26 protein-coding genes and 1 pseudogene are annotated in these 25,594 nt (G+C 63.1%); 9 read left to right on the forward strand and 18 right to left on the reverse strand.

Annotated features, from left to right (window positions below):
* Nucleotides 1-92: 92 nt before the first annotated feature.
* The 7 genes from lhpI to FZZ93_RS15920 form a co-directional block, all read right to left on the reverse strand.
* Nucleotides 93-1,034, reverse strand: a complete 942-nt coding sequence (gene lhpI / locus FZZ93_RS15890) for a bifunctional Delta(1)-pyrroline-2-carboxylate/Delta(1)-piperideine-2-carboxylate reductase (RefSeq protein WP_149323278.1) — start codon at nucleotides 1,032-1,034, stop codon at nucleotides 93-95.
* A gap of 1 nt (nucleotide 1,035) precedes the next feature.
* On the reverse strand, nucleotides 1,036-1,392 hold the full coding sequence (locus FZZ93_RS15895) for a RidA family protein (protein WP_149323279.1): 357 nt from the start codon (nucleotides 1,390-1,392) through the stop codon (nucleotides 1,036-1,038).
* Between the two features lie 32 nt (nucleotides 1,393-1,424).
* Nucleotides 1,425-2,459: a histone deacetylase family protein gene (locus FZZ93_RS15900; RefSeq protein WP_149323280.1), complete on the reverse strand. Its 1,035-nt coding sequence runs from the start codon at nucleotides 2,457-2,459 to the stop codon at nucleotides 1,425-1,427.
* A 23-nt stretch (nucleotides 2,460-2,482) separates the two neighbouring features.
* Nucleotides 2,483-3,760, reverse strand: a complete 1,278-nt coding sequence (locus tag FZZ93_RS15905) for a TRAP transporter large permease (protein WP_149323281.1) — start codon at nucleotides 3,758-3,760, stop codon at nucleotides 2,483-2,485.
* On the reverse strand, nucleotides 3,757-4,302 hold the full coding sequence (locus FZZ93_RS15910; RefSeq protein ID WP_149323282.1) for a TRAP transporter small permease: 546 nt from the start codon (nucleotides 4,300-4,302) through the stop codon (nucleotides 3,757-3,759). The genes FZZ93_RS15905 and FZZ93_RS15910 overlap by 4 nt, the downstream gene beginning before the upstream one ends.
* A gap of 85 nt (nucleotides 4,303-4,387) precedes the next feature.
* On the reverse strand, nucleotides 4,388-5,464 hold the full coding sequence (locus FZZ93_RS15915) for a TRAP transporter substrate-binding protein (protein WP_149323283.1): 1,077 nt from the start codon (nucleotides 5,462-5,464) through the stop codon (nucleotides 4,388-4,390).
* Between the two features lie 141 nt (nucleotides 5,465-5,605).
* Complete coding sequence (locus FZZ93_RS15920; protein WP_149323284.1) at nucleotides 5,606-6,382, reverse strand: AraC family transcriptional regulator; 777 nt, start codon at nucleotides 6,380-6,382, stop codon at nucleotides 5,606-5,608.
* A gap of 234 nt (nucleotides 6,383-6,616) precedes the next feature.
* Between FZZ93_RS15920 and FZZ93_RS15925 the strand changes: the two genes are divergently transcribed.
* The 4 genes from FZZ93_RS15925 to FZZ93_RS15940 all read left to right on the forward strand — a co-directional run bounded on the left by FZZ93_RS15925 (nucleotide 6,617) and on the right by FZZ93_RS15940 (nucleotide 10,514).
* Nucleotides 6,617-7,792 (forward strand): zinc-binding dehydrogenase, encoded by a 1,176-nt coding sequence (locus tag FZZ93_RS15925; RefSeq protein ID WP_149323285.1) that lies wholly within the window; start codon nucleotides 6,617-6,619, stop codon nucleotides 7,790-7,792.
* Nucleotides 7,789-8,865: a proline racemase family protein gene (locus FZZ93_RS15930; protein ID WP_149323286.1), complete on the forward strand. Its 1,077-nt coding sequence runs from the start codon at nucleotides 7,789-7,791 to the stop codon at nucleotides 8,863-8,865. Before FZZ93_RS15925 ends, FZZ93_RS15930 begins: the two co-directional genes overlap by 4 nt.
* 3 nt (nucleotides 8,866-8,868) lie before the next feature.
* A complete protein-coding gene (locus tag FZZ93_RS15935) occupies nucleotides 8,869-9,357 on the forward strand; it encodes a LabA-like NYN domain-containing protein (protein WP_149323287.1) in 489 nt (162 codons plus the stop codon).
* Nucleotides 9,358-9,434: 77 nt separating this feature from the next.
* Nucleotides 9,435-10,514 (forward strand): patatin-like phospholipase family protein, encoded by a 1,080-nt coding sequence (locus tag FZZ93_RS15940; protein WP_149323288.1) that lies wholly within the window; start codon nucleotides 9,435-9,437, stop codon nucleotides 10,512-10,514.
* Nucleotides 10,515-10,519: 5 nt separating this feature from the next.
* Here FZZ93_RS15940 and norR read toward each other — a convergent pair whose 3' ends face one another.
* Nucleotides 10,520-12,073, reverse strand: coding sequence for a nitric oxide reductase transcriptional regulator NorR (gene norR, locus FZZ93_RS15945; protein WP_149323289.1), 1,554 nt, complete (start codon nucleotides 12,071-12,073; stop codon nucleotides 10,520-10,522).
* 259 nt (nucleotides 12,074-12,332) lie between these two features.
* On the opposite strand from norR, the gene hmpA reads away from it, so the two are divergent.
* On the forward strand, nucleotides 12,333-13,517 hold the full coding sequence (hmpA, locus tag FZZ93_RS15950; RefSeq protein ID WP_149323290.1) for an NO-inducible flavohemoprotein: 1,185 nt from the start codon (nucleotides 12,333-12,335) through the stop codon (nucleotides 13,515-13,517).
* Between the two features lie 71 nt (nucleotides 13,518-13,588).
* Here hmpA and FZZ93_RS15955 read toward each other — a convergent pair whose 3' ends face one another.
* Nucleotides 13,589-14,506: an AraC family transcriptional regulator gene (locus tag FZZ93_RS15955; RefSeq protein ID WP_149323291.1), complete on the reverse strand. Its 918-nt coding sequence runs from the start codon at nucleotides 14,504-14,506 to the stop codon at nucleotides 13,589-13,591.
* 324 nt (nucleotides 14,507-14,830) lie between these two features.
* On the opposite strand from FZZ93_RS15955, the gene FZZ93_RS15960 reads away from it, so the two are divergent.
* A complete protein-coding gene (locus FZZ93_RS15960; protein ID WP_149323292.1) occupies nucleotides 14,831-15,895 on the forward strand; it encodes an NAD(P)-dependent alcohol dehydrogenase in 1,065 nt (354 codons plus the stop codon).
* Nucleotides 15,896-16,136: 241 nt separating this feature from the next.
* Nucleotides 16,137-16,484, forward strand: a complete 348-nt coding sequence (locus FZZ93_RS15965; protein ID WP_149323293.1) for a GFA family protein — start codon at nucleotides 16,137-16,139, stop codon at nucleotides 16,482-16,484.
* 20 nt (nucleotides 16,485-16,504) lie between these two features.
* Here the strand turns inward: FZZ93_RS15965 and FZZ93_RS15970 are convergent, their stop codons facing one another.
* The 5 genes from FZZ93_RS15970 to FZZ93_RS15990 are packed head-to-tail and all read right to left on the reverse strand — an operon-like array spanning nucleotide 16,505 to nucleotide 21,311.
* Nucleotides 16,505-17,674 (reverse strand): ABC transporter ATP-binding protein, encoded by a 1,170-nt coding sequence (locus tag FZZ93_RS15970; protein ID WP_223111797.1) that lies wholly within the window; start codon nucleotides 17,672-17,674, stop codon nucleotides 16,505-16,507.
* Nucleotides 17,671-18,528: an ABC transporter permease gene (locus FZZ93_RS15975; RefSeq protein ID WP_223111798.1), complete on the reverse strand. Its 858-nt coding sequence runs from the start codon at nucleotides 18,526-18,528 to the stop codon at nucleotides 17,671-17,673. The genes FZZ93_RS15970 and FZZ93_RS15975 overlap by 4 nt, the downstream gene beginning before the upstream one ends.
* Nucleotides 18,512-19,354 (reverse strand): ABC transporter permease, encoded by an 843-nt coding sequence (locus tag FZZ93_RS15980; RefSeq protein WP_149323294.1) that lies wholly within the window; start codon nucleotides 19,352-19,354, stop codon nucleotides 18,512-18,514. Before FZZ93_RS15980 ends, FZZ93_RS15975 begins: the two co-directional genes overlap by 17 nt.
* Nucleotides 19,351-20,175 carry an alkaline phosphatase family protein gene (locus FZZ93_RS15985; protein ID WP_149323295.1) on the reverse strand — a complete coding sequence of 275 codons (825 nt, stop codon included), beginning with the start codon at nucleotides 20,173-20,175 and terminating at the stop codon, nucleotides 19,351-19,353. Before FZZ93_RS15985 ends, FZZ93_RS15980 begins: the two co-directional genes overlap by 4 nt.
* Before the next feature lie 53 nt (nucleotides 20,176-20,228).
* On the reverse strand, nucleotides 20,229-21,311 hold the full coding sequence (locus FZZ93_RS15990; protein WP_149323296.1) for an ABC transporter substrate-binding protein: 1,083 nt from the start codon (nucleotides 21,309-21,311) through the stop codon (nucleotides 20,229-20,231).
* 322 nt (nucleotides 21,312-21,633) lie between these two features.
* Between FZZ93_RS15990 and FZZ93_RS15995 the strand changes: the two genes are divergently transcribed.
* A complete protein-coding gene (locus tag FZZ93_RS15995; protein WP_246146243.1) occupies nucleotides 21,634-22,320 on the forward strand; it encodes a UTRA domain-containing protein in 687 nt (228 codons plus the stop codon).
* A 41-nt stretch (nucleotides 22,321-22,361) separates the two neighbouring features.
* Here FZZ93_RS15995 and FZZ93_RS16000 read toward each other — a convergent pair whose 3' ends face one another.
* Complete coding sequence (locus tag FZZ93_RS16000) at nucleotides 22,362-23,264, reverse strand: LysR family transcriptional regulator (RefSeq protein WP_149323298.1); 903 nt, start codon at nucleotides 23,262-23,264, stop codon at nucleotides 22,362-22,364.
* A 104-nt stretch (nucleotides 23,265-23,368) separates the two neighbouring features.
* Here FZZ93_RS16000 and FZZ93_RS16005 point away from each other — a divergent pair, with 104 nt between their 5' ends.
* On the forward strand, nucleotides 23,369-24,109 hold the full coding sequence (locus tag FZZ93_RS16005) for an SDR family oxidoreductase (RefSeq protein ID WP_149323299.1): 741 nt from the start codon (nucleotides 23,369-23,371) through the stop codon (nucleotides 24,107-24,109).
* Nucleotides 24,110-24,167: 58 nt separating this feature from the next.
* On the opposite strand, the gene FZZ93_RS18355 is transcribed toward FZZ93_RS16005, so the two are convergent.
* From FZZ93_RS18355 to FZZ93_RS16015, 3 genes and pseudogenes are all read right to left on the reverse strand, one after another.
* A complete protein-coding gene (locus FZZ93_RS18355) occupies nucleotides 24,168-24,344 on the reverse strand; it encodes a hypothetical protein (protein ID WP_187774555.1) in 177 nt (58 codons plus the stop codon).
* 93 nt (nucleotides 24,345-24,437) lie between these two features.
* The gene (locus FZZ93_RS16010) at nucleotides 24,438-24,839 is read right to left on the reverse strand and encodes a hypothetical protein (protein WP_149323300.1); all 402 of its coding nucleotides are present in this window, start codon (nucleotides 24,837-24,839) and stop codon (nucleotides 24,438-24,440) included.
* A gap of 488 nt (nucleotides 24,840-25,327) precedes the next feature.
* Nucleotides 25,328-25,594 (reverse strand): annotated as a pseudogene (locus FZZ93_RS16015) (hypothetical protein); the annotation flags it as partial.

The following is a 25,594-nucleotide window of genomic DNA, read 5'->3' on the forward strand; positions in this document are numbered from 1 at the left end:
AGGAGAATCGGCATCAGGACGATGCCCAGGGAGGACGAGAATAGCTCGCCACGATGATTGTCATCGTGGCGTTTTTCTTGCGCGCTGATCCATCAATCAGCATTTCTCCGCCTCTCCCAGACCTCGATGGCGGCGGCCAGGTCCTCCAGCGATGCCCCTACCGACTTGAAGACCGTGATCGCCTCGGGTCCGCTGCGCCCAGCCTTGCGCCCTGCAAGCAGCTCGGCGAGCTCGGCACGGATATCCTCGAACGCAAAAGCCCCCTCGTCGACGGCCTGATGGATGTCTCCGGCCTCGCCACGCGCCCCGTCATAGGTATCCACGAAGACTTCCCCGCGTCTCAGGCATTCGCCATCGGTCTCGCGCATGCTGGGCTTGAAGGCGCCAATCAGGTCGAGATGCGTACCCGGCGTCAGCCAGTCGCCATGCACCAGCGGTTCGCTGGAAAGCGTCACGCAACTGATCAGGTCAGCGTTGCCGCATGCCGCCTGCAGATTGCTCACCGCCCCCGTGTCGAAGCGATCGGCATACGCCTCGGCCAGCCGGCGCGCCTTGTCGGGCTGGCGCCCCCAGATGCGAACGCGGCGGATGGGCCGTACCGAGGCATGCGCCTCGATGACCATCGGCGCCAGCTTGCCGGTGCCTACCACCAGCAGCGTTTCGGCGTCTTCACGGGCCAGTTCGCGGGCGGCCAATGCCGAAGCGGCAGCGGTGCGCCGGCGCGTCAGCTCGCTGCCATCGATACAGGCCAGCGGCTGCCCATGGTCGCCCTCGCTGAGCAGGTAGACGCCGGCGATCGCCGGCAGGCCGTGCGAGGCGTTCTGGGGGAAGACATTGACCATCTTCACCCCGATGTAGCCGTCCTGCTCCCAGGCCGGCATCAGCAACAGCGTGGCCTCGCCGTCGCGACGCTGCATGGCATGGTGATGGCGCGGCGGCGATTCCACGCCGCGGCGGAACGTTTCGGCCAGCCGCTCCACCAGCGCCGGCCATGCCAGGCTGGAAGCGACTTCCCCGGCGTCGATGATGCGCATATCACTCCTCCGGCAGTGCCGCCACGACCATGATCTCGACCCTCCATTCGGGCCTGGCCAACCGAGCCTCCACCGCCGCACGCACCGGCGGGCGACCCGGGGTCACCCAGGCATCCCAGGCGGCGTTCATCTCGGCGAACTCGGCCATGTCGTTGACCCAGATCTGCGCCGACACTAGATGCTCCTTCGAGGTACCGGCCCGGCCGAGAAGCTCGTCGATGCGCGCCAGAACCTGCTCGGTCTGGCCGCGCATGTCGGCGCTGGCATCCGCGGGTACCTGGCCGGCCAGGTAGACGGTACCGTTGTGAATGGCGATCTGGCTCATGCGGGCATTGCTGTCGTAATGGGTCAGGCTCATGTGATGTCTCTCGCAATAGAAAAAGGTACCGATCAGGCACCGGTGAAGCCGGCCATGAAGGCGGCCAGATTGTGACTCAGATAAGCGGTGGGATAGCCCCCCTCCTGCACCAGCACCGTGGGCAGGTCGAGCGCAGCAAGCCGACGGCCCACCGCCGTGAAATCCTCGCGCTCCAGGGCCAGGCCCGCCAGGGGATCGGCCTTGTGGGCATCGAGCCCGAGCGCCACCACCACGGCCTGGGGCGCGTAGTCGGCGAGCCGCTCGAGCAGCGTCTCCAGGCCATCGAGAAAGACCGCGCCGTCACTGCCCAGGGGCAGCGGCAGGTTGACGTTGGCGCCCTCGCCCTCTCCCTCGCCGGTCTCATCGGCTCCGCCCCAGAAGAACGGATAGAAGTCCGCCGGGTCGGCATGCAGCGAGCCGGTCCAGACATCGTGGCGCGCATAGAAGATGTCCTGGGTACCGTTGCCGTGGTGCAGGTCCACGTCGACGATGGCCACCCGCGCGAAACTCTCGCGTAGCACCGTGGCAGCCAGAGCGGCGTTATTGAGATAACAGAAGCCCCCGGCGCGCTCCGGACCGGCGTGATGTCCCGGCGGCCGGCACAGGGCATAGGCATGGTGCTCGCTGCCGTTGACCGCCTCGGCCGCGGCTTGGGCGGTGACCGCGCTGGCCAGGATGCCGGCGAAGCTGTCGGCGGTGATCGGGCAGGCCATGTCATGCAAGTGCCAGCCTGCCTGGCCGACCGGATGACGTGGGTAATGATGACCGCCACCACAGGGATGCACATTGGGAGCGACGATCTCGGCGGCATCCGGCAACGCCTGCCAGCGGGCATGAATGGTCGCCAGGAAGTCGAGATAGCGTGGCGCATGAATCTTCGCCAGGCGCGCTTTCAGCCGCTCGCTATCGACGCCGCCAGGCGCGGTCAATGAAAGCCCGACCTCGGCCAGGCCCTGCGCCAGCAATTCGGCGCGCACCGGCCCTTCCGGGGAAGGCGCCGGACGCCCCCGCAGCAGGAAGAGCTCCGGCGCGTGACGTTCCTGGTCGGGATGATAGTAAAGCCTCATGCGTAGCGTCCTTGTAGCGACCCTCAGCCAAGCAGCGAGGGAATCCAGGTGGAAAGGAATGGGAAAGCGGCCAGCAGCAGCACCACGCCAATGAAGGCGCAGTAGAACGGCAGCGAGGCCAGGATCGCCCGCTCGTAGGGCACCTCGGCGATGCGCGCCGCCGTCATCAACGTCATGCCCACCGGTGGCGTGACATTGGCGATGTTCAGCGTGACGATCATGACGATGGCGAAATGCAGCGGATCGAACCCCAGCGACACCATGGCCGGCACCACCACCGGACCGATCACCACCAATGCCGGCAGCACGTCCATCACCGTGCCGAGCACAATCAACAACAAGCACACCAGCATGATCTGCACGAAGGGCACGTCGCTCAGCGTGGTGATGAGCGTCGCCGCCTCCCGGGCAATGCCGGAGCGCGTCACGAACCAGCCAAGTACCGCCGAGGTCGCCAGCAGAAAGAACACCACTCCGGAGAACTTCACCGTGGTCACCAGGGCGTTCCAGATCTTCTCGAGCGTCAGGTTGCGGTAGAAGACCACGCCGATGAAGATCGCATAGACGGCAGCGAATCCGGAGGCCTCGGTGATGGTCGTCATGCCCGAGAGGATGCCGCCGAGGATGATCAAGGGCACCAGCATGGCCGGCAGCGCCGAGAAGAACGCCAGGACGGCTACCCGGATCGGCGTGCCGGCCTGCTTGGGATACCCCCGCAGCCAGGCCAGCACGATACTGGTCAACAGCAGCGCCAGGGTCATGAGCACACCGGGCAGGATGCCGCCGGCAAACAGGTCGATCACCGAGATGTCGCGCAGCAGGGTCGCATAGACCACCATCACCACACTGGGCGGAATGATCGGCCCGATGATCGACGAACAGGCCGTGATGGCGGCGGCATATTCAGCGTCGTATCCCTGCTTTTTCATCTCGGGGATCATGATCTTGCCGATCGCCACGGTGTCGGTGATAGCCGCTCCGGTCAGGCCGGCGAAGAACAGCGAGACCGTGACGTTGACATGCGACAAGGCCCCGCGAATGCGCCCGAACAAGGCATTGTTGAAGGCGATCAACTTATGGGTCAGCCCGCCCTGGTTCATCAGTTCGGCGGTGAAGATGAAGTACGGCACGGCGATCAGCATGTAGCCGGAGACACCGGAGAACATACGGTCGGCGATGATGCCGACCAGACGCTCTCCCCCCAGCGAGTAGACACCGGCGACGCCCGAGATCGCCATGACCACGGCGACCGGCGCACCAATCAGCAGAACGACGACAAAGGCGATGATGGCGGGCGTCATGAGCGGGACTCCTCGTCCTGGCCGTGGATCACCTCCTCGATCACCTCGGCCTCGTCGGTGAAATGCTCCAGCAAGCTGAAGCCATGCACCAGATGCAACAGGAAGATGACGCCGGCCAGCGGCACGGCAATGGCCGTCCACTTGCGCGAGATCTGTATGACATCCGACACCATGTAGATCTGGGTCGCATTGCGGAAGAAATCCCAGCCGTACCAGATCACCAGCAGCGCGAAGAAGGCGATCACCGCCAGGGTGAGCACGGCGGCGACCTTGACCAGCGCCTCGGGCAGCACCCGCATCAGCAGTGTCATGGCCACATGCTCGCCGGCATGCAGGGCGATGGTTGACGACAGCATGCCGATCCACGGCAGGAACAACCGGGCCAGCGAATAGGTCCAGCTCAGGGCTCCACCGGTGAACAGCGTATACACAAAGCCCGTGAAGGAAATGGCCAGCATGCCGAGGATGCAGGCCACGCAGATCACGATGGCAACCTGGTTGACGGCATCGCTGAGACGGCGGACCTGGGTCAGTAGCGACATGATCGATATCCGAATGGGCGAGCAAGACACCAGCCGTGGCGGAAGCCAGCCCCACCACGGCTATCGCACAACGTATCGGGCCTTATTACTGGCCATAACGCTGGAAGGCCTCGTCCGGCAGCGAATCGCGCAGCGCATCGACCTTGGCCAGCATGTCCTCGACCAGTTGCTCATCGATGCCGAAGTCCTCGACGATCCATTGCTTCCAAGCCGGCCGAGCGATCTCGGCCATCCGCTGACGCTCTTCGGTGGGCATGATGTAGCACTCCTCGAACAGCTCGCAGGACGTCTGCCAACTGGCCGTGGCAAGCATCGCCGAGGCACCGTGGCTCAGCGCTACCGCTTCCCGGGCCGCCTCGGTAACGATGCGCTGGTACTCCTCGGGCAACGCCTGGAACCAGGTCTCGCTGACCACCCAGGACGCGCTGTTGTAAACATGGCCGGTCAGGGTGGTGTAATCGGTCACCTCGTCCAGCCCATAGGTGGTATTGATCACCGGCGCGTTGAACTGGCCATCGGCCAGGCCGGTTTCCAGCGCGGTGATCAGCTCGCCCCAGGGCAGCGGCGTGGCCGAGGCGCCCAGCGCCTTCATGGTGGCCACGTGAGCAGGATTCTCCTCGGTACGGATATTGAGCCCCTCGAGATCCTCGACGGTCTTGATCAGGCGCTCGTTGTTGGTGAAGGCCACGAAGCCGCCACCGTCATCGAAGGTTCCCAGGTAGCGCATATCGGCCGCCTCGATGGCGCCGGACATGAAGTCCGCGAACCACTGACTGTCGAAGAAGGCCCAGGCCTGACGCCAGTTGTCGAACAGGAAGGGGGCGGTGACCACCTGGTAATCCTCGTAGAAGGAGGACATCGCCCCGGAGGTAAGCACACTCGACTGCAGGGCGCGTCCGCCGGCTTGCACCTGAGAGCCGGTTTCCACCTCGGAGCCCATTTGGCCACCGCCGAAGATATTGACCGCCAGGTCGCCATCGGTGCGCGACTCGACCAACTCCTTGAAGTGCACCAGGGCCGGATAGATGCTGTTGTTCTCGAGGCTCTCGGGAATCAGGGTGGCAATGGCCATCTCGTGGGACTGGGCTTGCGCCTGGGCGCTGGCCATGGCCAGCGGCACGGCGGCGAGCGCCGCCAGGCGGGCAAGTGAATGGCTCGGCATCGTATCGTCCTCGCGTCTTTGCTGTTGTTATCGTCCGCCGCGAGCCGACACCCACGGCGAACCGCTATACAGCAATGTAGGAAGCGATACGACATCGCGCTTGCCTGCGAATGAGAAATCCTTGCCCCAGGCTCGCGTCTCTCAGCTCAAGCGCCGCTCGCTCGACGGCGATGCATCGAAGGCGCGTCGATAGGCGCGCGAGAAACTGCCCTGATCGCGGAACCCCACCAGTGCCGCGATCTGCCCGAGACTCAGGGCACTGTGATTGACCAATGTCCGGGCATGCTCAAGCCGTCGCTGCTGGACATACGCCAGGGGCGTCATGCCGATGCATTCGCGGAAACGAGCATGGAAATGCCCGACGCTCAGCGCGCATTGGGCGGCCAAGTGCTCGACGTGGATTGCCTCGGCCAGGTGACGGTCGATCCAGTCATCCAGCCTTGCCATGTCGAGCCGGCCATCGCGTCCCGCCACGTACGCCTCTCCTTGCGCGGACAACGCTTGCGACTCGAGGTGCAGATAGAGCGCCCGCAGCAGCAAGGCGGCGATCTCGCTGTGCAGGGCCGGACAGTGCTCGAGTTGCTGCATCAGGCTCTCGGCCAGCCGATTCAACTGCAGCGGCACACCGAAGAAGCGAGGGCGGTCGAACAAGCGCTCGATTTCACCGGCATCGCGCAGCACCGGCAGGCTCGCAACCGGGATGTCCAGCACGAAGGTGCGATTTCGCCCATCGCCCAGATACTCATGATGATGGGCACAGGGGATCAGGCAGCCCCGGCTGCCGGTGATTCGCTCGCCATTGCCTTCGATGGAAAGCTCGGTGGCGCCCCGGGTGGCCAGGATCAACTGATGATGCCCATGCACATGGGCCACATGTTCGCGTGCGAGATTGGTGGCGCGCAGATCGATCAGCGACATCGCGCAGACCTCGGCATGATGGTGGTGAGCACATGCTCACCATGACGCCGGGGCACAACCGGTGCAAGCGACCCAGGCCATCCCGAGTCAACGCTTGGCAGCCGGAATCATCGAAACCGGGCCGCACCGAAAAAACGCCCTTCCCGAGGCCTGCAAATCGGAAAAAAACCCCACTGGCCAATCCGCGGTTCTTTGCTATTGTCGGCGTTTTAATCCAATGCAAGGAGCACGCCGATGGGCTTTACCCCTCTGCCGGAGACGGTTCCCACCACCATGTCGGCCATGCTGCTGACCGGCCATGGCGACGTCGACAAGCTGGTCTATCACCAGGATGTGGCCACACCGCGGCCCGCCACCGGTGAGGTACTGGTCAAGGTGACCGCCACAGCCAAGAACAACACCGACCGCAAGGCACGCGAGGGGCTCTACCCCACCAAGGACAAGGGCGAGGTGGCTTCCTTCGCCATGGGCGGCTCACCGACCCTGACCTTTCCGCGCATCCAGGGCGCCGATGTGGTCGGCCAGGTGGTGGCCGTGGGCGACGGCGTCGACGCCTCGCGCCTTGGCGAGCGTGGCCTGCTGGACTTCAACCTCTATGCCGACGAGCGGCGCGACATCAACCTGACGCCGGACTACTACGGCCATGGCGCCGATGGCGGCTACGCCGAGTACATCGCCGTGCCGTCCGACCAGTTCCATCATGTCCCCAATCCCGCGCTGAGCGACGCCGAACTGGCCGCCATGGGCATGTGCTCGTACCAGACGGCCTATCACATGATGACCTCGGCAGGCATCAAGGCCGGAGAACGCGTTCTGGTCACCGGCGCCAGCGGTGGCGTGGGTACCGCCCTGATCCAGCTGTGCCGGATCGTCGGCGCCGTGCCCTATGCCCTGAGTCAGCGCGACAAGGCCGAGGCCCTGCTGAACCTAGGTGCCGAGGCGGTACTCGACCGCTCCGACATGAGCGACTTCACCGAGCAGGTCAAGGCCGTGACCGGCGGCGCCCCCATCGACGCCGTCATGGACCTGGTCGGCGGCGAGATGACCGACCGCTTCATCGACACCATGATCTTCGACATGAACGCCCGCGCCAGCTACCCTCGGCTCTCCATCGCCGGTGCCAGCGGCGGCAACGTCAGCGAGATCATGTGGACGCGCATCTATCTCTACCAGGTGCAGATCTTCGGCGTTTCCCACGGCACCCGCGAGGAAGCCGAACAACTGGTCGCCTGGATTCGCGACGGCCAGCTCAAGCCCGTACTGCATGCCGCCTTCAAGCTCTCCGAACTGCACGAGGCCGAGCGCTACTTCGTCAATCGCGGCAGCAACTATCTGGGCAAGATCGTCATCGTGCCGGACAGCGAATGGGCGCAGCACGGCGCCCCCCATGCCCTCGAGGGACACCAATGAGCCAGACACCCAGGCCCCAGGAACTCAGCATCCGCCTGATGGACACCCATGCCGGCGGTGACGTCAGCCGCATCGTGCTCGGCGGCATCACGCCCCTGCCGGGCGACACCGTGCGAGCGCAGATGGAATACCTGCGCGACGACGCCGACGGGCTGCGCAAGCTGCTTCTCGAGGAGCCCTACGGCATCCCCGAGATGTCGGTGGATCTGATCGTGCCGGCCAGCGACGCCCGGGCCGAAGCCGGCTACATCATCATGGAGGTGATGGGTTATCCCATCTACTCCGGCTCCAACACCATCTGCACCGCCACGGCGGTGCTCGAAGCCGGCCTGGTCCCCAAGCAGGAAGGACGACAACGCTTCATGCTGGAAGCCCCCGCCGGACTGGTCCAGATCGAGGCACTGGTCGAGAACGGTGTGGTCGAGGCCATCACCTGCGAGGGCCTGCCCAGTTACATCGACACCTACAAGGCCAGCATCCACGTGCCCTCGATCGGCGACGTAACCTACAGCGTGGCCTACAGTGGCGGCTTCTACGCCCTGGTCGATGCCACCGAGCTGGGCTTCATGCTGGTCGCGGAAGAAGAACGCCGCCTCGCCGAATGCGCCCACAAGATCGTCGAGGCGATCCAGGCCGAGCGCGGCTTCTCTCATTACACCCTGGGCGACGTCGGCCCTCTGCCCTTCCTGCACTTCATGGGGCCGGTGGAACAGGTCGCCGACGACTTCTACCGCTCGCGCTCGGCGACTTACGTCCATCCTGGCGTGATCTGCCGCAGTACCACCGGCACCGGCACCTCGGCCCGCCTGGCGCTCATGAACCATGAAGGTCGCATCCAGCCGGGCGACAAGCTCGAGACGGTCTCCCTGCGCGAAACCGGCTTCATCGGCGAGTTCACCGGCACCCACCAGGAAGGCACCCACCAGGTCGTGGACAACACCATCACCGGCAAGGCCCACGTCCTGGCGCGTTCCGATATCATCATCAACTGCGAGGATCCCCTGGTCGAGTGCTCCGGCCTCCACCACATTCTCAGCGCCGGCCAGGAATCAACCGGCGAGTCAGGTGCATAACGTATGAAGAAGGTACTCCTGCTGGCCGACATCCAGAACCTGTACTACACCGCCCGCCACACCTACCGTCGCAACGTCGACTACAACGCCCTGTGGGCCAGCGCCACCCGGAACCGCCAGGTGACCCACGCCTTCGCCTACGCCATCGACCGCGGTGATGAAAAGCAGCGCCAGTTCCAGAACATCCTGCGTGCCATCGGCTTCGAGGTGCGCCTCAAGCCCTTCATCCAGCGGGCCGATGGCTCGGCCAAGGGCGACTGGGACGTCGGTATCACTCTGGATGCCGTCGAGCATGCCGCCGAAGTCGATGTGGTCGTGCTGGCTTCCGGAGATGGCGACTTCGCCCTGCTGGCCGACAAACTGCGACGCCATCACGGTGTCGAGGTAGAGGTCTACGGCGTGCCAGCCCTCACCGCCGATGCCTTGATCCGCTCGGCCTCGCGCTTCATCCCCATCGAGGGCGAACTGTTGCTGGACTCGACAACGCGGTAGCAAGAAGCATCTCGTGCAGAAACCGGTCGGAAGCGTCTACACTGCACTGCAACATGCAGCGTTCGACCGGAGGGGACATGCCGCAGGAACGCAAACGCATCAACCTGGCCCTGCAGGGAGGCGGTTCTCACGGCGCCCTGACCTGGGGCGTGCTGGACCGCTTGCTGGAAGACGAACGCCTGGAGATCAACGGCATCAGCGGCACCAGTGCGGGCGCCATGAATGCCGTGGTACTGGCCGACGGCCTCCACCGCAACGGTCGGGACGGCGCCCGCAACGCCCTGCGCACCTTTTGGGAAGCGGTGAGTGCCGCGGCGCGCTTCTCCCCCTTCCAGCGGGGCTTTATGGACAGGCTGATGGGCCACGACAGCCTGGACCACTCGCCGAGCTACCTGCTCTTCGAAAGCCTGACCCGGCTGGTTTCGCCCTCGCACCTCAATCCCATGGGCCTCAACCCGCTGCGCGAGCTCGTCGAACGCCAGATCGACTTCGAGCGGGTCAATGCCTGTCGTCGCGTCAAGATCTTCGTCACCGCCACCAACGTGCGCACCGGGCGCGCCACGATCTTCCGCCAGCCCGGTCTTTCGGTCGATACCCTGATGGCCTCGGCCTGCCTGCCCACGCTATTTCCCGCCGTGGAGATCGACGGCGAGGCCTATTGGGACGGCGGATTCAGCGGCAACCCGGCGCTCTATCCCCTGGTCGACGACCAGGACTGCCGCGACCTGGTGGTGGTGCAGGTCAACCCGCTCGTGCGCCAGCAGCTGCCCGACTGCGCCCGGGACGTCATTAACCGCATCAACGAGATCACCTTCAACTCCAGCCTGATAAAGGAGCTGCGCAGCATCCAGCTATTGCACCGCCTCATCGAGGCCGAAGGCCTCGAGCTCGAAAACTATCGCGCCATGCGTCTGCACCTGATCCATACCGCGCAGGATATCGAATCGCTCGGTGCGTCGAGCAAGATGAACGCCGAATGGCACTTTATCTCGCAGCTTCACGAGTTGGGCCGGCACTGGGCCGACCAATGGCTGGACGAGAATCTCGAGGCCATCGGCCAGCACTCCACCTTCGACCTGGATGCCGTCTTCGACGACACCTTTCGTCCGCTCGGACGTTCCGATCAGGCGTTTCCGGAGACAGCGTCGCGCTCCTGACAACGTCATGCCTTCAGCCCCAGGCGCCGGGCCAGCCGGTGCAGATTGCCCGGATCCATGCCCAGCGACCGGGCCGTTGCCGCCCAGTTGCCATCGTGCTCGCTCAAGCTGGCCTGGATGTGGCGCCGCTGGAACGCCTCGGTCGCCTCTTTCAGCGGCAATGACGGTTCACCGGGGCACTCGGCATCGGCCGCCGCCTCCCCAAGCTCCACGGCCAGCGCCCTTCCAGCCTCATTGGGCAGGTCGAGATGTTCGCGAGTGATCAGGGCCACTGACTGACGGCGCTCACTGGTCGTCATCGAATCTCGCTCCCCCAAGGCACGCAATGCCGCCCTGGCCAGGGTGTGTTCGAGCTCACGAACATTGCCCGGCCAATGCCAGGCCAGCAGCGCCGCTTCGGCGTCCGACTCCAGCCGCAGATTGTTGAGTCCCAGGCGAACCCTGTTGATCTCGAGGAAATGACCGACCAGCAGCGGGATATCCTCGGGTCGTTCGCGCAAGGGCGGCACATACAGAGGGAAAGCACTCAGCCGATGATAGAGATCCGCGCGGAATCGGCCGGCGTCAGCCTCGGCATTGAGATCGCGGTTGGTGACCGCGATGACCCTCACATCGACCTTGCGCGGTGTCTCGCAACCCAGCGGCTGAATATCCCCTTCCTGCAGGACGCGCAGCAGCTTGGGCTGAAGCGCCAGGGGCAGCTCACCGATCTCGTCGAGCATCAGGGTGCCGCCATCCGCCATCTCGAAATGCCCGCGTCGATCCTCGGTCGCCCCGGAGAAGGCACCACGCCGGTGGCCGAACAGTTCGCTCTCGATCAGGCTCTCCGGCAACGCGGCGCAATTGACCTGCACCAATGGCCCTTGATGCCGACGCGAACGCCGATGCAGGGCGCGCACCGCCAATTCCTTGCCAACCCCCGTTTCCCCGTGCAGAAGCACGCTCATGTCAGTGGGCGCCACCAGGTCGATGGCATCGTCGAGCTGACGCATGGCGCGACTGTTCCAGCGCCAGTTGACCTCGGTGGGTCGATCCTGGGCCAGGGCCTCGTTGAGACGGGTACGCGTGGTCCGCAAGCGCTCGGCCAGGCACAGGCACGTCCCCAGCAGCCGCGCAATGCTCAACAGTTGTTCGTCATCGAGGCCGTCCAGACGCCCGGGCTCGAGCGCGTCCAGCGTCAATAGTCCGATCAGGCGGTCATCGTCGCGCAGCGCGACGCCAAGACAATCGTGAACCTCGCTGAGGTCCTCGTCGATCAAGCCATCGAAGGGATCCGGCAACGGGCTGTCATGAGGAAACCGGCACACGCCGGGATGGCTGGCGATCGCCGCGAGCCGGGGATGGTCCTGCAAGGCGAAGTGCCGTCCGCGGACCTCGTCATCGAGGCCCAGCAACGCCACCGGACGCAAGGCGTCCCCGTCCATCACCATCAAGGTGCTGGCATCGGCGGGAAAATCCCCCACCAGGGCCCGCAGCAGGTTGGCCCAGTGCGTATCGGAGGCCTCACCCTCCGACAGCCGAGCCAGGAGAGCTCGCAGCGCCTTGAGAAATTCCGTCATTCGTTACCTGACCTGGGCCACCGACAAAATGGATGTCATAACGACACTCATAGTGTCATATCGACTATTGTCATTGAAACAGCGCAGGGCGAAACCATGATCTCCCTCGATGTTTCTTTCTAACATCTTTCCAAAAAACACTATTAATAACAGATAGTTGTAAACATCATGCGGCGAAGTGTCGCAATGACAATAACATGGAACGCGCCTTGCTCATTCATGGTGTCATTCACCATATTCCGGAGAGAGGCTTACGGCCATGCTGACAAGCACCCAGGAACGCATCATCGAAGCGACTGCTCCCGTCGTTGCCGAACATCTCACCACCATCACCCAGCATTTCTATCCCTTGATGTTCGAGCGCTATCCCGAAGTCGCACCGCTCTTCAACCAGACCCACCAGGCCACTGGCGGCCAGCCTCGCGCCCTGGCCAACTCAGTGCTGGCGTATGTCCAACTACGCAAGAGCCCGGCCCAGGCTCGCCATGCCCTGGAAACCGTGGTCAACAAGCACGTATCACTGGATATCCAGCCCGAGCAGTATCCGATCGTCGGTGAATGTCTGATGGCCGCCATCGGTGAGGTCCTTGGCGAAGCCGTCACCGAAGAGGTCGCCGATGCCTGGGGCGCACTGTATCAGGAGTTGGCCGACCTGCTGATCGATCTCGAAGGCCAGCGCTATCGCGAATTCGCCGAGGCCCCCGGCGGCTGGCGCGGTGTCAGAGCCTTCCGAATCGCCGATATCCGTCAGGAAAGCGCCGTCATCCGCTCCTTCGTTCTGGAGCCCGAAGATGGCCAGCCCGTTGCCGACTTCAGCCCCGGTCAATTCATCGGCATTCGCCTGACGATCGACGGTAAACTGGTATACCGGCACTACAGCCTGTCGGACTCACCCAATGGCCGCAGCTACCGGATCTCCATCAAGCGCGAAGCCGACGGCGTCGTCAGCCGCCATTTCCATGACGTGCTGAATATCGGCGACCGCATCGAGCTGCTGCCACCCGCCGGCGATCTGACCCTGCCGGAAGAAGGACACGACCCGGTCATGCTGCTCAGCGGCGGGGTCGGCCAGACACCCATGCTGTCGCTGCTGCGCCAGGCCCTGGAACAGGGGCGGCAGGTCGTCTATCTGCATGCGGCACTGGACGAGGACCACCATGCATTCGGCGACGACGTGAAGGCCCTGGCTCGCGACTATCCCGACCACCTGCGGGTCGTCACCGTCTACGAGCAGGCGGACGATGCCAGCCATGTCGACCATATCGGGCGTGTGGACCGTGAGCTGATCGCCCGCTACCTACCCACCGGCGCACCGCACTGCTATTACGTCGGTCCGCAGGGCTTCATGGTCGCCGTCGACCAAATCCTGCAAGCCCTGGGGGTTCCCGCAGAGCACCGTCATTTCGAGCACTTCGGCCCCTCGCGCGCGCTCGAAGCCGCCTGACGCCCCGCTAGCCTCACCCGGATAGTCGCCGCCCGGCGGCTATCCGGCCCCCCCGCCCTCCTTCATGAGCCTCACGACACCTGCAACGAGTGCTCTTCCTTGCGATGCTGCAGCGGCGCCGTACCGAAGTAACGCTTATAGTCACGACTGAACTGCGAGACGCTGCGATAGCCCACCGCCAGGGCCGCCTGGTTCACGTTGCAGCTCTTCTGGGCCAGCAGTTGTTGCGCCTTGAGCAGTCGTAATCGCTTCAAGTACTGCAGCGGCGAGGCCTGCACGATTTCCTTGAAATGCTGATGGAAAGTCGACGGGCTCATGTTCGCCTGACGGGCCAACTCCTCCACCGACACTTCTTCCGCATAGTGGGCATGCAACCGCGACAGTACCTGGACGATGCGCGAGTAGTGTCCCTGATGCAGCACCAGGGCACGCAGTGCCGGCCCCTGCTGGCCTCGCAGGGCCTCGAACACCACGTCGCGCACGCGCGCCTCTCCCATGGCGGCCGTCTCGGCGGGGTCGTGCAGACTCCGCAACAAGCGCTCCACCGCCCCCTGCATGCCATCGGTCATCGATACCGACGCCATGGGCACCGGCGACGCTTCATTCTTGCCGCCTCCATCACGGTCGCCGATACCTTCACCGCTCGCTGTCACCAGCTCGCCGAGCAGCGCCGGCTCGAGATGTACCGCCACGCCCAGCAAGGGAGCCTCCGGGGAAGCGTGGGTCTCGCACTCGAACGGCAACGGCAGCGTCTGTACCAGGTATTGACCGGGACCATAGTGAATCTCCCGATCTCCCAGATAGCCGATCTTGTATCCCTGGGCCACGATGATCAGGCTCGGCTCGTAGATCATCGGTGCGCGATCACACGGCCGGTGCATGGCCATCAACGACACCGCCGGCAGCCGGGTCGGGGTATAGCCGTCCCCCTCGACCAGCGGTGCCAACAGGTCGACGAGTGAACTGGTGCAGGCTTGCGTGACATGCATTCTGACGTCCTTCCTCCATGCCGGGGCCGTCGGGCATTCCCCCGGGCGCCCATTCATCGAAGCGCGATGCGACTCGTAGAAAATAGCAAAAATGCGAGAGAAACACGCTTTCCTGACGAGACCGCGCCACACCCTGATGATGGCTCATCATTTCAGGACGATATGATGGCGGCAACAGCGTCGCCATGACATGGCACGACACCACCTTTCGGAGAAACGGACAAAAAATCCGGAGAAACGTCGGTCCCCAAGCTCCCTTGCCGCTTCCATAATGCTCCCAACCTCGCACCGCGCGGGGATCACTGACCGACAGGAGAGCCATTCATGAGTCAGACTCGTGCCTATGCGGCCCACGCGGCCGACCAACCTCTGGCCCCTTTCACCTTCGAACGCCGTCAGCCGCGACCGGACGACGTCGCCATCGAGATTCTCTACTGCGGCGTCTGCCACAGTGACCTGCACTTCGCCCGCAACGACTGGGGCATGACACGCTTCCCCATCGTGCCCGGCCACGAGATCGTCGGCCGCGTTACCGCCGTGGGCGACGAGGTCAGCCGCTTCCAGGTCGGCGACATGGTCGGCGTCGGCTGCATGGTCGACTCCTGCCGCCATTGCCAGCCCTGCCAGGATGGCGTCGAGCAGTTCTGCCTCGAAGGCTTCACCATGACCTACGGCAGCGACGACCGCCAGGACGGCACCATGACCCAGGGCGGCTATTCAGACAGCGTCGTGGTCAGCGAGCACTTCGTGCTGCGCATGCCCGAAGGGCTCGACCCGGCCGCCGCCGCCCCGATCCTCTGCGCCGGCATCACCACCTATTCGCCGCTCAAGCACTATGGCGTCAAGGCCGGCCACAAGATCGGCGTGATCGGCATGGGCGGCCTCGGCCACATGGGCGTCAAGCTGGCCAAGGCGCTGGGTGCCGAAGTCACCGTCTTCACCCGCTCCGACGCCAAGGTCGAGGAAGCCCGCCGTCACGGCGCCGACCACGTGGTGGTCTCCACCGATCAGGCGCAGATGGACGCGGTCGCCGAGACCTATGATTTCATGCTCGACACCGTACCGGTCCAGCATGACCTCAATCCCTATCTGGCCTCCCTGAAGTACGACGGCACCCACATCCTGGTCGGCCTGCTCGATCCCATCGAACCGGCCATCGAAGGCTTCAACCTGGTCTTCAAGCGTCGCGTGCTGGCCGGCTCGCTGATCGGCGGCATTCCCGAGACCCAGGAGCTGCTCGACTTCTGCGCCGAGCACGACATCACCTGCGATATCGAGACCATCGACATCCAGGACATCAACACTGCCTATGAGCGCATGGAAAAGGGTGACGTCCGCTACCGCTTCGTCATCGACATGGCCTCACTGAAGAACGCAAGCGCCGACTGACGGCTCACGCCCGCCGGGGAACTCCCCCGGCGGGCCATACCTTCCTGCCTCGAGCTCATCCTTCGCTTTTGCCCGCTTTCTGGTCGAGACCGAGAGAGAGAGCAATACTCCCAGCCCTTCCTCCACTGACGTCTCCTCGCACGAACCACCCTCCTGCACCAACGCGATCGCGGCAGGATACTGCCATACTGATCAAGCAACTCGACGGAATACTCCAGAGACGAAAATGGAGGTATCGATCATGAAGTACGAAGGAAGCTGCCATTGTGGTCAGGTATCGTTCGCGGCGGAAGGTGAACTGGAGAAGGTCATGGAGTGCAATTGCTCGCACTGCAGCCGCAAGGGTTATCTTCTCTGGTTCGTGCCACTCGCTGACTTCACGCTGACCAGCGCCGAGTCCGAGTTGTCCACGTATACCTTCAACAAGCACGTCATCAAACACCATTTCTGCCCGAAGTGCGGCTGTGCGCCGTTCGGGTTTGGTACCGACCGTTCAGGTGCCGAAACAGCGGCTATCAATGTGCGCTGTCTGGAAGACGTGGAACTGTCGAACCTGGAAAGAATCCCAGTCGATGGCCGTGCTTTGTAGTCACGTATGTCCCATTGCCTTCATGCTCCCAGCTCCTGAACCTCATCCAGATCCGCATGGACGACGACGCGATCCTGGTCGTCCAGCAGATGACGTGCACTGCGATTGAGCACATCCACGTTGAGCAGCAACTCGCCGCATGCCACTTCGTAGCGAACGACGTTGCCCAACAGCCGTCGGCGACGGATGACGCCGTGGCAGCCGGGCCCCGCATTGAGGGGCAATTCGGCCGACTTGACGGGATCGAGCCCGTGCGCGACGAGATAGAGCGCCTCGGGGCGCAGCGCCACCTGGCCTTGCTCGCCATGGTGCCCCAGCAGCGGCCTCGCCTGCCGGGCATCGAGCAGGTTGTAGTGCCCCATGAACCCTGCGGCATGTCGACCGACGGGACGGGTGTACAACTGCTCGGCATCGCCCTGCTGGAGGATCCGCCCCTGGTGCATCAGGAAGATGCGATCCGATAGCATCATCGCTTCCTCCTGGTCATGAGTCACGAACAGCGTCGTCAGTCCCAGCGTCTTCTGGATATCGCGAATCTGGTCGCGTAGATGCCGGCGAATGCGAGCATCTAGCGCCGACAACGGCTCGTCCATCAGCAGGATCTGCGGCTCCACCACCAGCGCCCTGGCCAACGCCACTCGCTGGCACTGCCCGCCGGAAAGCTGGTGAGGATACTTGTCGGCATGCGCCTCGAGCTCGACCAGTCTCAGTACCTCCTCGACCCGCTGCCGGCGGGCCTCGCGCTCCACCCGCTGCATGCGCAGCCCAAAGGCGACGTTATCGGCGACCCGCATGTTGGGAAACAGGGCATAGTGCTGGAAGACCATGCCGATGCCCCGCTTGCGGGGCGGGAGATGGCTGATGTCTTCCCCGGCGATTCGCACGCTGCCCCGATCCAGCGCGGTCAGCCCGGCGATGCTGCGCAGCAGGGTCGACTTGCCGCATCCGGAAGGCCCCAGCAAGGTGATGAACTCGCCCTGGGCGATATCCGCCTGGATATCCTGGAAGACCCGAGTGGCGCCGAACGCCTTGGCCAACCCCTCCAATTGCAGATAATCCGAGCGCGGAGGACTGACAGCATCCACGACGTCACGCGCCGACGTCGCCTCCCCGCTGCTCTGCGAGTTAAAGGGCATGGATGCAGGCCCTTCCTTGTAGACCGGGGAGCTCATGGCTGTTGACGGCATCATGAGGCAGACTCCTTGGCAAGGTCCTGGCCCGACTGACGATTGCCCAGCCAGGTCAACACGAGAGTGAAAGCAAACAGGGTGACCACCAGGGCACTGGTGAAATGGCCGCTGGCGCCACGCATATTGTTGAGATACACCTGCAGGGTCTCGAAGCGCGTCCCCACCAGCAGGTTGGCGAAGACGAACTCGCCGACCAGGAAGGAAAACGACAGGAAGATCGCGATTTGCACGCCGACCCGGATATTGGGCAACACCACCAGGAAGAAGGCCTGCAACGGGCCAGCTCCCAGCAAGCGGGCCGCATCCATCAGCGAGACCACATCGATGGCCCGCAGGCTGTTGGCAATGGCGCGATACATGAACGGCAGCACGATGGTGAAGTAGGTCGGAATCAGGATCCATGGCGTGCCCACCAGGGGTAGCGGCCCGCCGGCATAGAGTTGCAGCAGCCCCACCGACGAAACCACCGGCGGCACGGCAAAGGGCATCAGGATCAAGCCATTCATCCAGCTATCCAGCCGTGGGTAACGGGTCTGGGCCAGGAAGGCCACCGGCAGAATCAGCACCAGGGACAGGGCCAACGCACCCACGGCCACCAGCAGCGAGCGCACGAAGGCCGCCTGAAAGCGTGGCGTGGCCCACAGCTCGACGAACCACTTCAGGGTCAGCGAATCCGGCAACAGGCTGGCCCCCCAGTGCCCCGCCAGGGCGTAGCCCAGCGTCACCACCAACGGCAAGGCCAGGATGGTGAACACTCCCAGCACCACCAGTCTGTGGGGGTCGAGCCGCCAGCGGCGCCTCACGCTACCGGACGGCACCGAAGCCATCGTGACAGTATCAGCGCTCTGCGACATGGTAGCTCCTGCGAAGTAGCCACTGCTGGATCAGGGTGACCATGGCCAGCAGCAGCACGAGAATCAGCGCCAGCGCACTGGCCAGATTGGGCTGCAGGAAGAGATCCCCCGACACCAGGTTGGCGATACGAACAGTCATCAGGTTGTAGCTGGTGTTGACCAGGGCATAGACCGTCGCGTAGGCCCCCATGGCATTGGCGATCAGAATGGTCAGGGTGCCCAGCAGGGCCGGCCACAACACCGGCAGGCCGATATGCCGCCAGTAGGCAAGGCGCCCCGCGCCCAGCAGGCTGGCCGCTTCCTGCCACTCCGTGCGCAAGCCCGCCAGCGCCGGAAACAACAGCAACACCCCCAGCGGAATCTGGAACCAGGTGTAGATGATGATCAGCCCCGCCTTCGAGTAGAGGTTGAAATCCTCGATGATCCCCAGGCGCTGCAGGGCCAGGGTCAGCACGCCATTGGCCCCCATCAGGATGATGAAAGCAAAGGCCAGTGGTACGCCGGCGAAATTGCTGGTCATGTTGGTGAAGGCCACCATCCAGCGACGCAGGGGCCCTTGTGTATGAGCGAGGCTATGGCAGGTCAGAGCGGCAATGGCCAGGCCGAGCAGGCTGGAAACCAACGAGATTTCCAGGCTACGCCCGATGGCCTGGCGAAAGAAAGGTGACGCCGCTATCTCGTGGAAATGCCCCAGGCCCCAGCCCTCGTCCACGCGGAACGCGCTGACCGCGACCCACGCCAGCGGGGCCAACTGGAAGGCCGTGAATACCACCACGAAAGGCAGCAGCCACAACAAAGCCGGCGAGGCAGAACGAAGTCCTTTCATGAACCACCCTCCTCCTGAGTAAGCAATTCGCTCTGCAACGGCTTGCCATGATCCAGCCCCATCAAGGTGGCCAGAGTCCCGCACAGGCGCCCCTGCTCAATGAGGGAAACCGGACGGCAGGAGAACGCCTCGCCCAACGTCCATAGCGGCACACGACGCTCTTCTTCCAGCGTGCCCGAGTGGGAGCGGTCGGCATTCATGCCGTGATCGGCGGTCACCATCACCTGATAGCCTGCCTCCAGCCAGCGCGGCAGGTAGTCGGCCAGCGCGATATCGGCACGACGCGCCGCATTACGATACTGGGGCGAATCGCCACCATGGCGGTGCCCGGTATCATCGATGTTCATGCTGTGCACCAGCAGGAAATCCGGATCATTCAGTTGGCGAAGCACCTCGGCATCGCTGAACAGATGGTCGTCCGGATAGTGATCCTGCCAATAGAAGAGCCCGGCCTGGATGGCGGCATCCGGCGCATGCTGAAAGCGATGCCGTGTACGATCGAAGGGCGCCTCGAGGTAAAGCTCGCTCACCCAATGATAGGCCGCGGCCGCCGTGCGCTTGCCTTGCCGGGTAGCCAGATCAAACAGGCTGGTGCCATGGGAACGGCGCACCACATCGTTGTTGACCACACCGGAATCGACGGGGCGATCCCCGGTCAACAGGCACTCGTAAAGCGGCCGCGACATGGCCGGCAATTCGCAGTTCAGCGTGTAGTAACGGCCCCGACCCGCCTCGCAGAGCGCATTGAGATAGCCCATGGCATGGTGGCCGACGAGATGATTGAGGCCGTCGAGGACAATGAGTATCACGCGGTGTGACATGCTGACTCCAGGCCGCTACCCGGCTCGGGTAGCGGCAACGGTGACATGACGGATTACTGCTGATGGATCAGCACCTGGGACTGCCACTGGCGGGGCAACTCGCGAGCACTCTGCTCCCAGGCTGCGAAGTCCTGGATCGGCCGCGCATTGGCGTACTGCTCGTTGGGCAGCAGCTTGTCGGCGATCTCGTCGGGCATTTCCAGGTGCTCGGCGCGGATCGGGCGTGCATAGCCCTCGGCCAGATTGAGCTGCCCTTGATCGGAGAGGATGAACTCACGGGCCAGCTTGGCCGCATTGGGATGCGCCGCATGCCGATTGATGATGGTGGCATAGCCGGAAGTCACCGACGCATCGGAAGGAATCACCACCTCGAAGGCATCGCGGTCAATCTGGTCACGGTAGTTCAGGGCGTTGAAGTCCCACAACAAGCCGACCTCGATCTCGCCCTTCTCGAGATTGGCAATGCTGGGCTCGGCCAGCGAAAGCCGCCCCTGACGGGCCAGTTCGGCGAACATCTCATAACCGGGGGACAAATCCGCCTCGCTGCCACCGTTGGCGTAGGCCGCCGCCAGCAAGGCGTTATTGGCCTGGGACGCCTGGCCCACAGCGCCAGTCGAGACCCTGTAGTCGCCCTCGCGGAGATCAGCGAAGGAGCCGGGGCGCTGGTCTTCCGGCACCAGTTCCTTGTTGATCATGAAGGAGATGGTTCCGGTATAACCGAGCATCCAGTGTCCATCCTCATCCTTGGCCCAGTCGGGAATCTCTTCCCAGGTGCTCGGCTTGTACGGCTGAGTGACGCCCTGCTCCACCGCGATGGGACCGAACGCGAATCCCACATCCCCGATATCGGCCGTGGCATTCTCGCCCTCGGCCTTGAACTTGGCGACTTCCTGAGCCGAGCTCATGTCGGTATCCATGTGCTCCAGGCCATACTCGGTCTTCAGGTCCTGCCAGGTATCCTTCCAGTTGGCCCAGGAGTCCGGCATCCCGACACTGTCAACACGCCCTTCCTGCTGGGCGGCCTCGATGAGGGCCGTCAGATCCGACGGCTCGGCCTGGACACTACCGGCCATGAGAGTGGCACCCAGGGCACAGCCCAGAGCCAGACGAGGAAGAGGCAATCGACGCGGCAGCATGGTGTGGCTCCTTGCAAGAATCGTGAGAGGCAGATCTTCGCCTGGTCTAGTTCAGGCAGTGGCAAGGAGGACTTTAGAGACGCTTTATGACGCCATGGTGTCAGATACGTGGCAGCCACGTTGCGCATGACAACAGAGCATTTCATCCTGCTGAAACAGAAAGGCCGCTAGACTGTGATGAAAAGCTTCACGTCATGAACCATGCAAACTGAACTAGACCAAAAAACCATCTCGAGATCCCATGCCTTCAATGCCAGCAGCTTCCACAAACCCGCTTCGCTCATCAGACATGCCCGCCAGTCAGCAAGCCCATGACCTGCGGATGACATTGTGGGAACTGCTGACCCAGCACGCCCTGCGCCCCGGTGAGCGCTTGCCCTCCGAACGGCAACTGATGGAGTACCTGAACACGACGCGAATCACTCTGCGCGAGGCGCTTTCACAACTGGAAGCCGAGGGACGCATCTACCGGGAAAGCCGCCGCGGCTGGTTCCTCTCTCCCCCACGCCTGCGCTACGACCTGCTCGCCGGCCTGCCCTTCCACGAGATGGTCGAATCGCAACGGCGTCACGCCACCACCGAGCTGCTGGAAGCCAGTGAAACGGCCGCCTCGACGACGGTCGCCAGGCGCTTGGGCATGGCGGAAGGAACGCCGGTCTACCGGATCGTCAGAGCCAGAAGCATCGACGGCCGTCGAGTGCTCTATGTCGAACACCACCTCAGGGTCGACTGCTTTCCCGACATCCTTGCGTTCGACCTTGCCGCCTGCTCGCTGACCGAGCTCTATCGGCGGGAATACGCTATCCGGGTCAGCCGTGTCAGCTTCGAGCTGGGGTCCACGGTACTGGGCCATCAAGCCGCCGCCGCCCTGTACGCCGCGCCGGGCAGCCCGGTGCAACGCATCACCCGCATCAATCATGATCAGAACGGTCGTATGGTGGATTGCGACGACGAATACTGGCGACACGACGCCATCGAACTCACCCTGAGCGCCGCGCCGCAATCCTGAGCGATAACATCAGGCAGGCGCATTGCTCCCCTGCACCCTATCTACGCACCGGAACGTGCTGCGTAGATCGAGGCGATCCAGTCCAGGAAGACCCGCACACGGGGCGATAGCTGCCGTCGCTGAGGATAGACCGCGTGCAGCGGCAACGACGGTTTAGACCACTCAGGAAGGACCTCCACGAGCTCTCCCCGCTCGATCAGGGGCGCGACATGAAAGCGCGGCAGTTGAATCATGCCGCATCCCTGGCGACCACTCTCCACATAGGTCGAGGCATCGTTGACCGTGATCCAGCCACCGACCTCGAAAGCCCGGGAACGGCCATCCACGATCACATCCAGGGTGCTGTCCGTCGCATTGTTGCCAGAGAAGAAATTGACCACCTGGTGCTTGTGAAGCTCGCCGGGGTGACGCGGATACCCGGCGTTCTCCAGGTATGCCGGGCTGGCACAGATCGTCTGGGGCATTTCGGCCAGCTTGCGGGCGACCAGGCTGGAATCCGCCGGGGCTCCGGAGCGCAGCGCACAATCCACTCCCTCTCCCACCAGATCCACGAACCGGTCCCCGCTGGTCAGAATCAGCTCCAACCGCGGATAGCGGCGATGGAACTCCTGAATGCGCGGCAACACGATCAACCGGGCCTGGGCGCCATGCATCTCGACACGCAAGACACCGTCGGGATTATCGGCGGCCGGCTTCAAGGTCGCCTCGGCATCCTCCAGCTCCGCCAGGAGACGCACGCAACGCTCGTGGAACGCCTTTCCCTCGGGGGTGGGGCGTACCTGCCGCGTCGTGCGTTCCAGCAGGCGTACACCCAACCGGCTTTCCATCCGCTGAATGGCCAGGGTGGCGGTCGCTCGGGGAATATCGAGCCCGTTGGCGGCCTTGGTGAAGCTACCGCTCTCCACGATGCGCACGAAAAGGGTCATCGCCTCGAACCGGTCCATACGAATTGTTTTTCCTGGCTGAATAGTCTTTGCAGATTAGCTGATTTATTCGCGTGAATGGAATGCCAATACTGGGCACCGTCAACCCAACGAGGAACGGATCAATGACCGACACAACGCAGCAAGTCGCACTGGTGACCGGCGCTTCCCGTGGCATCGGCCGTGCCATCGCCCTCAAGCTCGCCGGGGATGGTTTCGCCGTCGTGGTGAACTATGCCGGCAATGCGGAACTGGCAAACCAGACCGTGGCCGAGATCGAGACGAACGGTGGCCGCGGAGTGGCACTACAGGCCGATATCGGCGATTCGGCGTCCGTCATTCGGCTTTTCGACCAAGCGCTGGAAGCGTTCGGACGCCTCGATGTCGTGGTCAACAATGCCGGCACCCTGCAGATGGCGAACATCACCACCGACAATGTCGAGGTCCTCGACCGTACGCTCGCCACTAACCTGCGCGGCAGTTGGCTGGTGATGGCCAAGGCCGCCGAGACACTGCGCGAGGGTGGGCGCATCATCGCCCTGTCATCGAGCGTGCTGGCGAAATCCTTCCCCGCCTACGGTGCCTACATCGCCAGCAAGGCCGGTGTCGAGGGGCTGATCAAGGTACTGGCCAATGAACTGCGCGGGCGCAACATCACCGTCAACGGCGTGGCACCCGGCCCCGTGGCCACCGAGCTGTTCTTCGAAGGCAAGAGCGACGAACAGGTCGCCTCGATCGCTGCCATGGCCCCGCTCGAGCGCCTGGGGCAACCGGAGGAAATTGCTGATGCCGTCGCCTTCCTGGCCGGGCCGCAAGGCGGCTGGATCAATGGGCAGGTGCTACGCGCCAACGGCGGTTTCTCCTGAGGCGGTCCGGGGCATGACCAGGGCCTCGGTACCACGAGCGATCCGAGGCTCTCGACGTTCAGCGCCGGGTATTTTGCTGGTCTGACGAGCTTTCCGACGAGGCAGCGTCGGGGCGCTCAACGAAACGAACGTTCTTGGTGGGCGCATGCGCGTATGCGTTGACGTCTTCGGGCTCGGCGGTGTAGCTGTCCTCATAGCCCGGCACCGACTGGGCCATCAGGATGGGGATGGGCAAGGAGCACTCACCGAAATGCATGGCGGGGCGGGGCAGGTCACGTGCATCAGCTATCCCCGAGTCGTCCAATCAGGACAGACGACTCGTTTCCAATCAAAAAGACCATTCATTTAATTTAAGCACCGCCCCTGCTGAAAACATAATTAATGCAGAGGGAATACATGTATACATAGGAAAAGCCGCCATAAACTTTATCTTCCCAGGAATCTCATCAATCTTAATGCTTTCACGAGCATTCGGGAATTTTTTTCGAACAAACCACGAGTTAGGAAAAACATAAAAAACTCCATAAGCCATTGCCCGCCCCATCCCCCAAGGCCAGACCCCTTTATATCCTCTGTTCGGAAAATCCGGGCTATCAAAACAGTCATCTATCTCATTCATAAATATCAAAAGGATAACACCCCAAACAACTAACGTTAAAAACCCGAACAAACCCGAACCTATAACAAAGACGGCCACCACCAGTTCAAAATCAATCACTTCCATTACCATATATATTCACCTAAAACTTCACCACCAGACCCTAATATTTCACCACCTACTTTTTCACCTATGAAACCTCCACCACCTACCAGAACAATGCCACATGCCAGCGTCGCTATACCACCTGTCGGGACGCCTAGAGCTAAATAAACTCCACCCGCCATAGAGCCAGCAGCAGTACCTCCCAAACCGTCCCCAGGGTTCCTCCTACAAAGCTTGCCCCTTCTCTCACTCGGGCAATGTTGCACTCATTCTCGCGCCCAGAAGCACAGGCTTCACGGGTTTTTTCATAGGCAGAAATCCCACTGAGACCAACCCCAACCCAACCAGCAGCTCCTATCCACTTACTTGCATTAGCAATATTCGTATAGTGATCGGCATAACCTGGTACTCCTCAAGCTGCCGATCCCGCCTGGCGCCATTGATGTACCGTACTTTTATTGGGGCATCAGAGCCTCGATGAATGGCAGCCAATGCCCTGATTGCGACGACAAGGTTTATCCCGAGTGAGCGGCGAAAGGCACGCTTCGATAGGCCGCCTTCGGCACTTCGCCGGCGCCTGACTGGCCGAAACGTTCCTCCACCGGCCCCAGGTCGAGGAAGGTCTCGCCGCGCTCGTAGGCGGCCTCCACCTGACGGCTCAGTTCGGTGAGCTCCTCAGACGGTTTGGCCCATTCGGCTTCGGGTAGCGGCTGTGACCATTCTGCCAGCCAGCCTTCGGGGGCTGCCTTGGGTAACACGTGATTGACTCGGTACTCGGTGTA

This window comes from Halomonas eurihalina (genome assembly GCF_008274785.1).
Taxonomy (GTDB): Bacteria; Pseudomonadota; Gammaproteobacteria; order Pseudomonadales; family Halomonadaceae; genus Halomonas; species Halomonas eurihalina.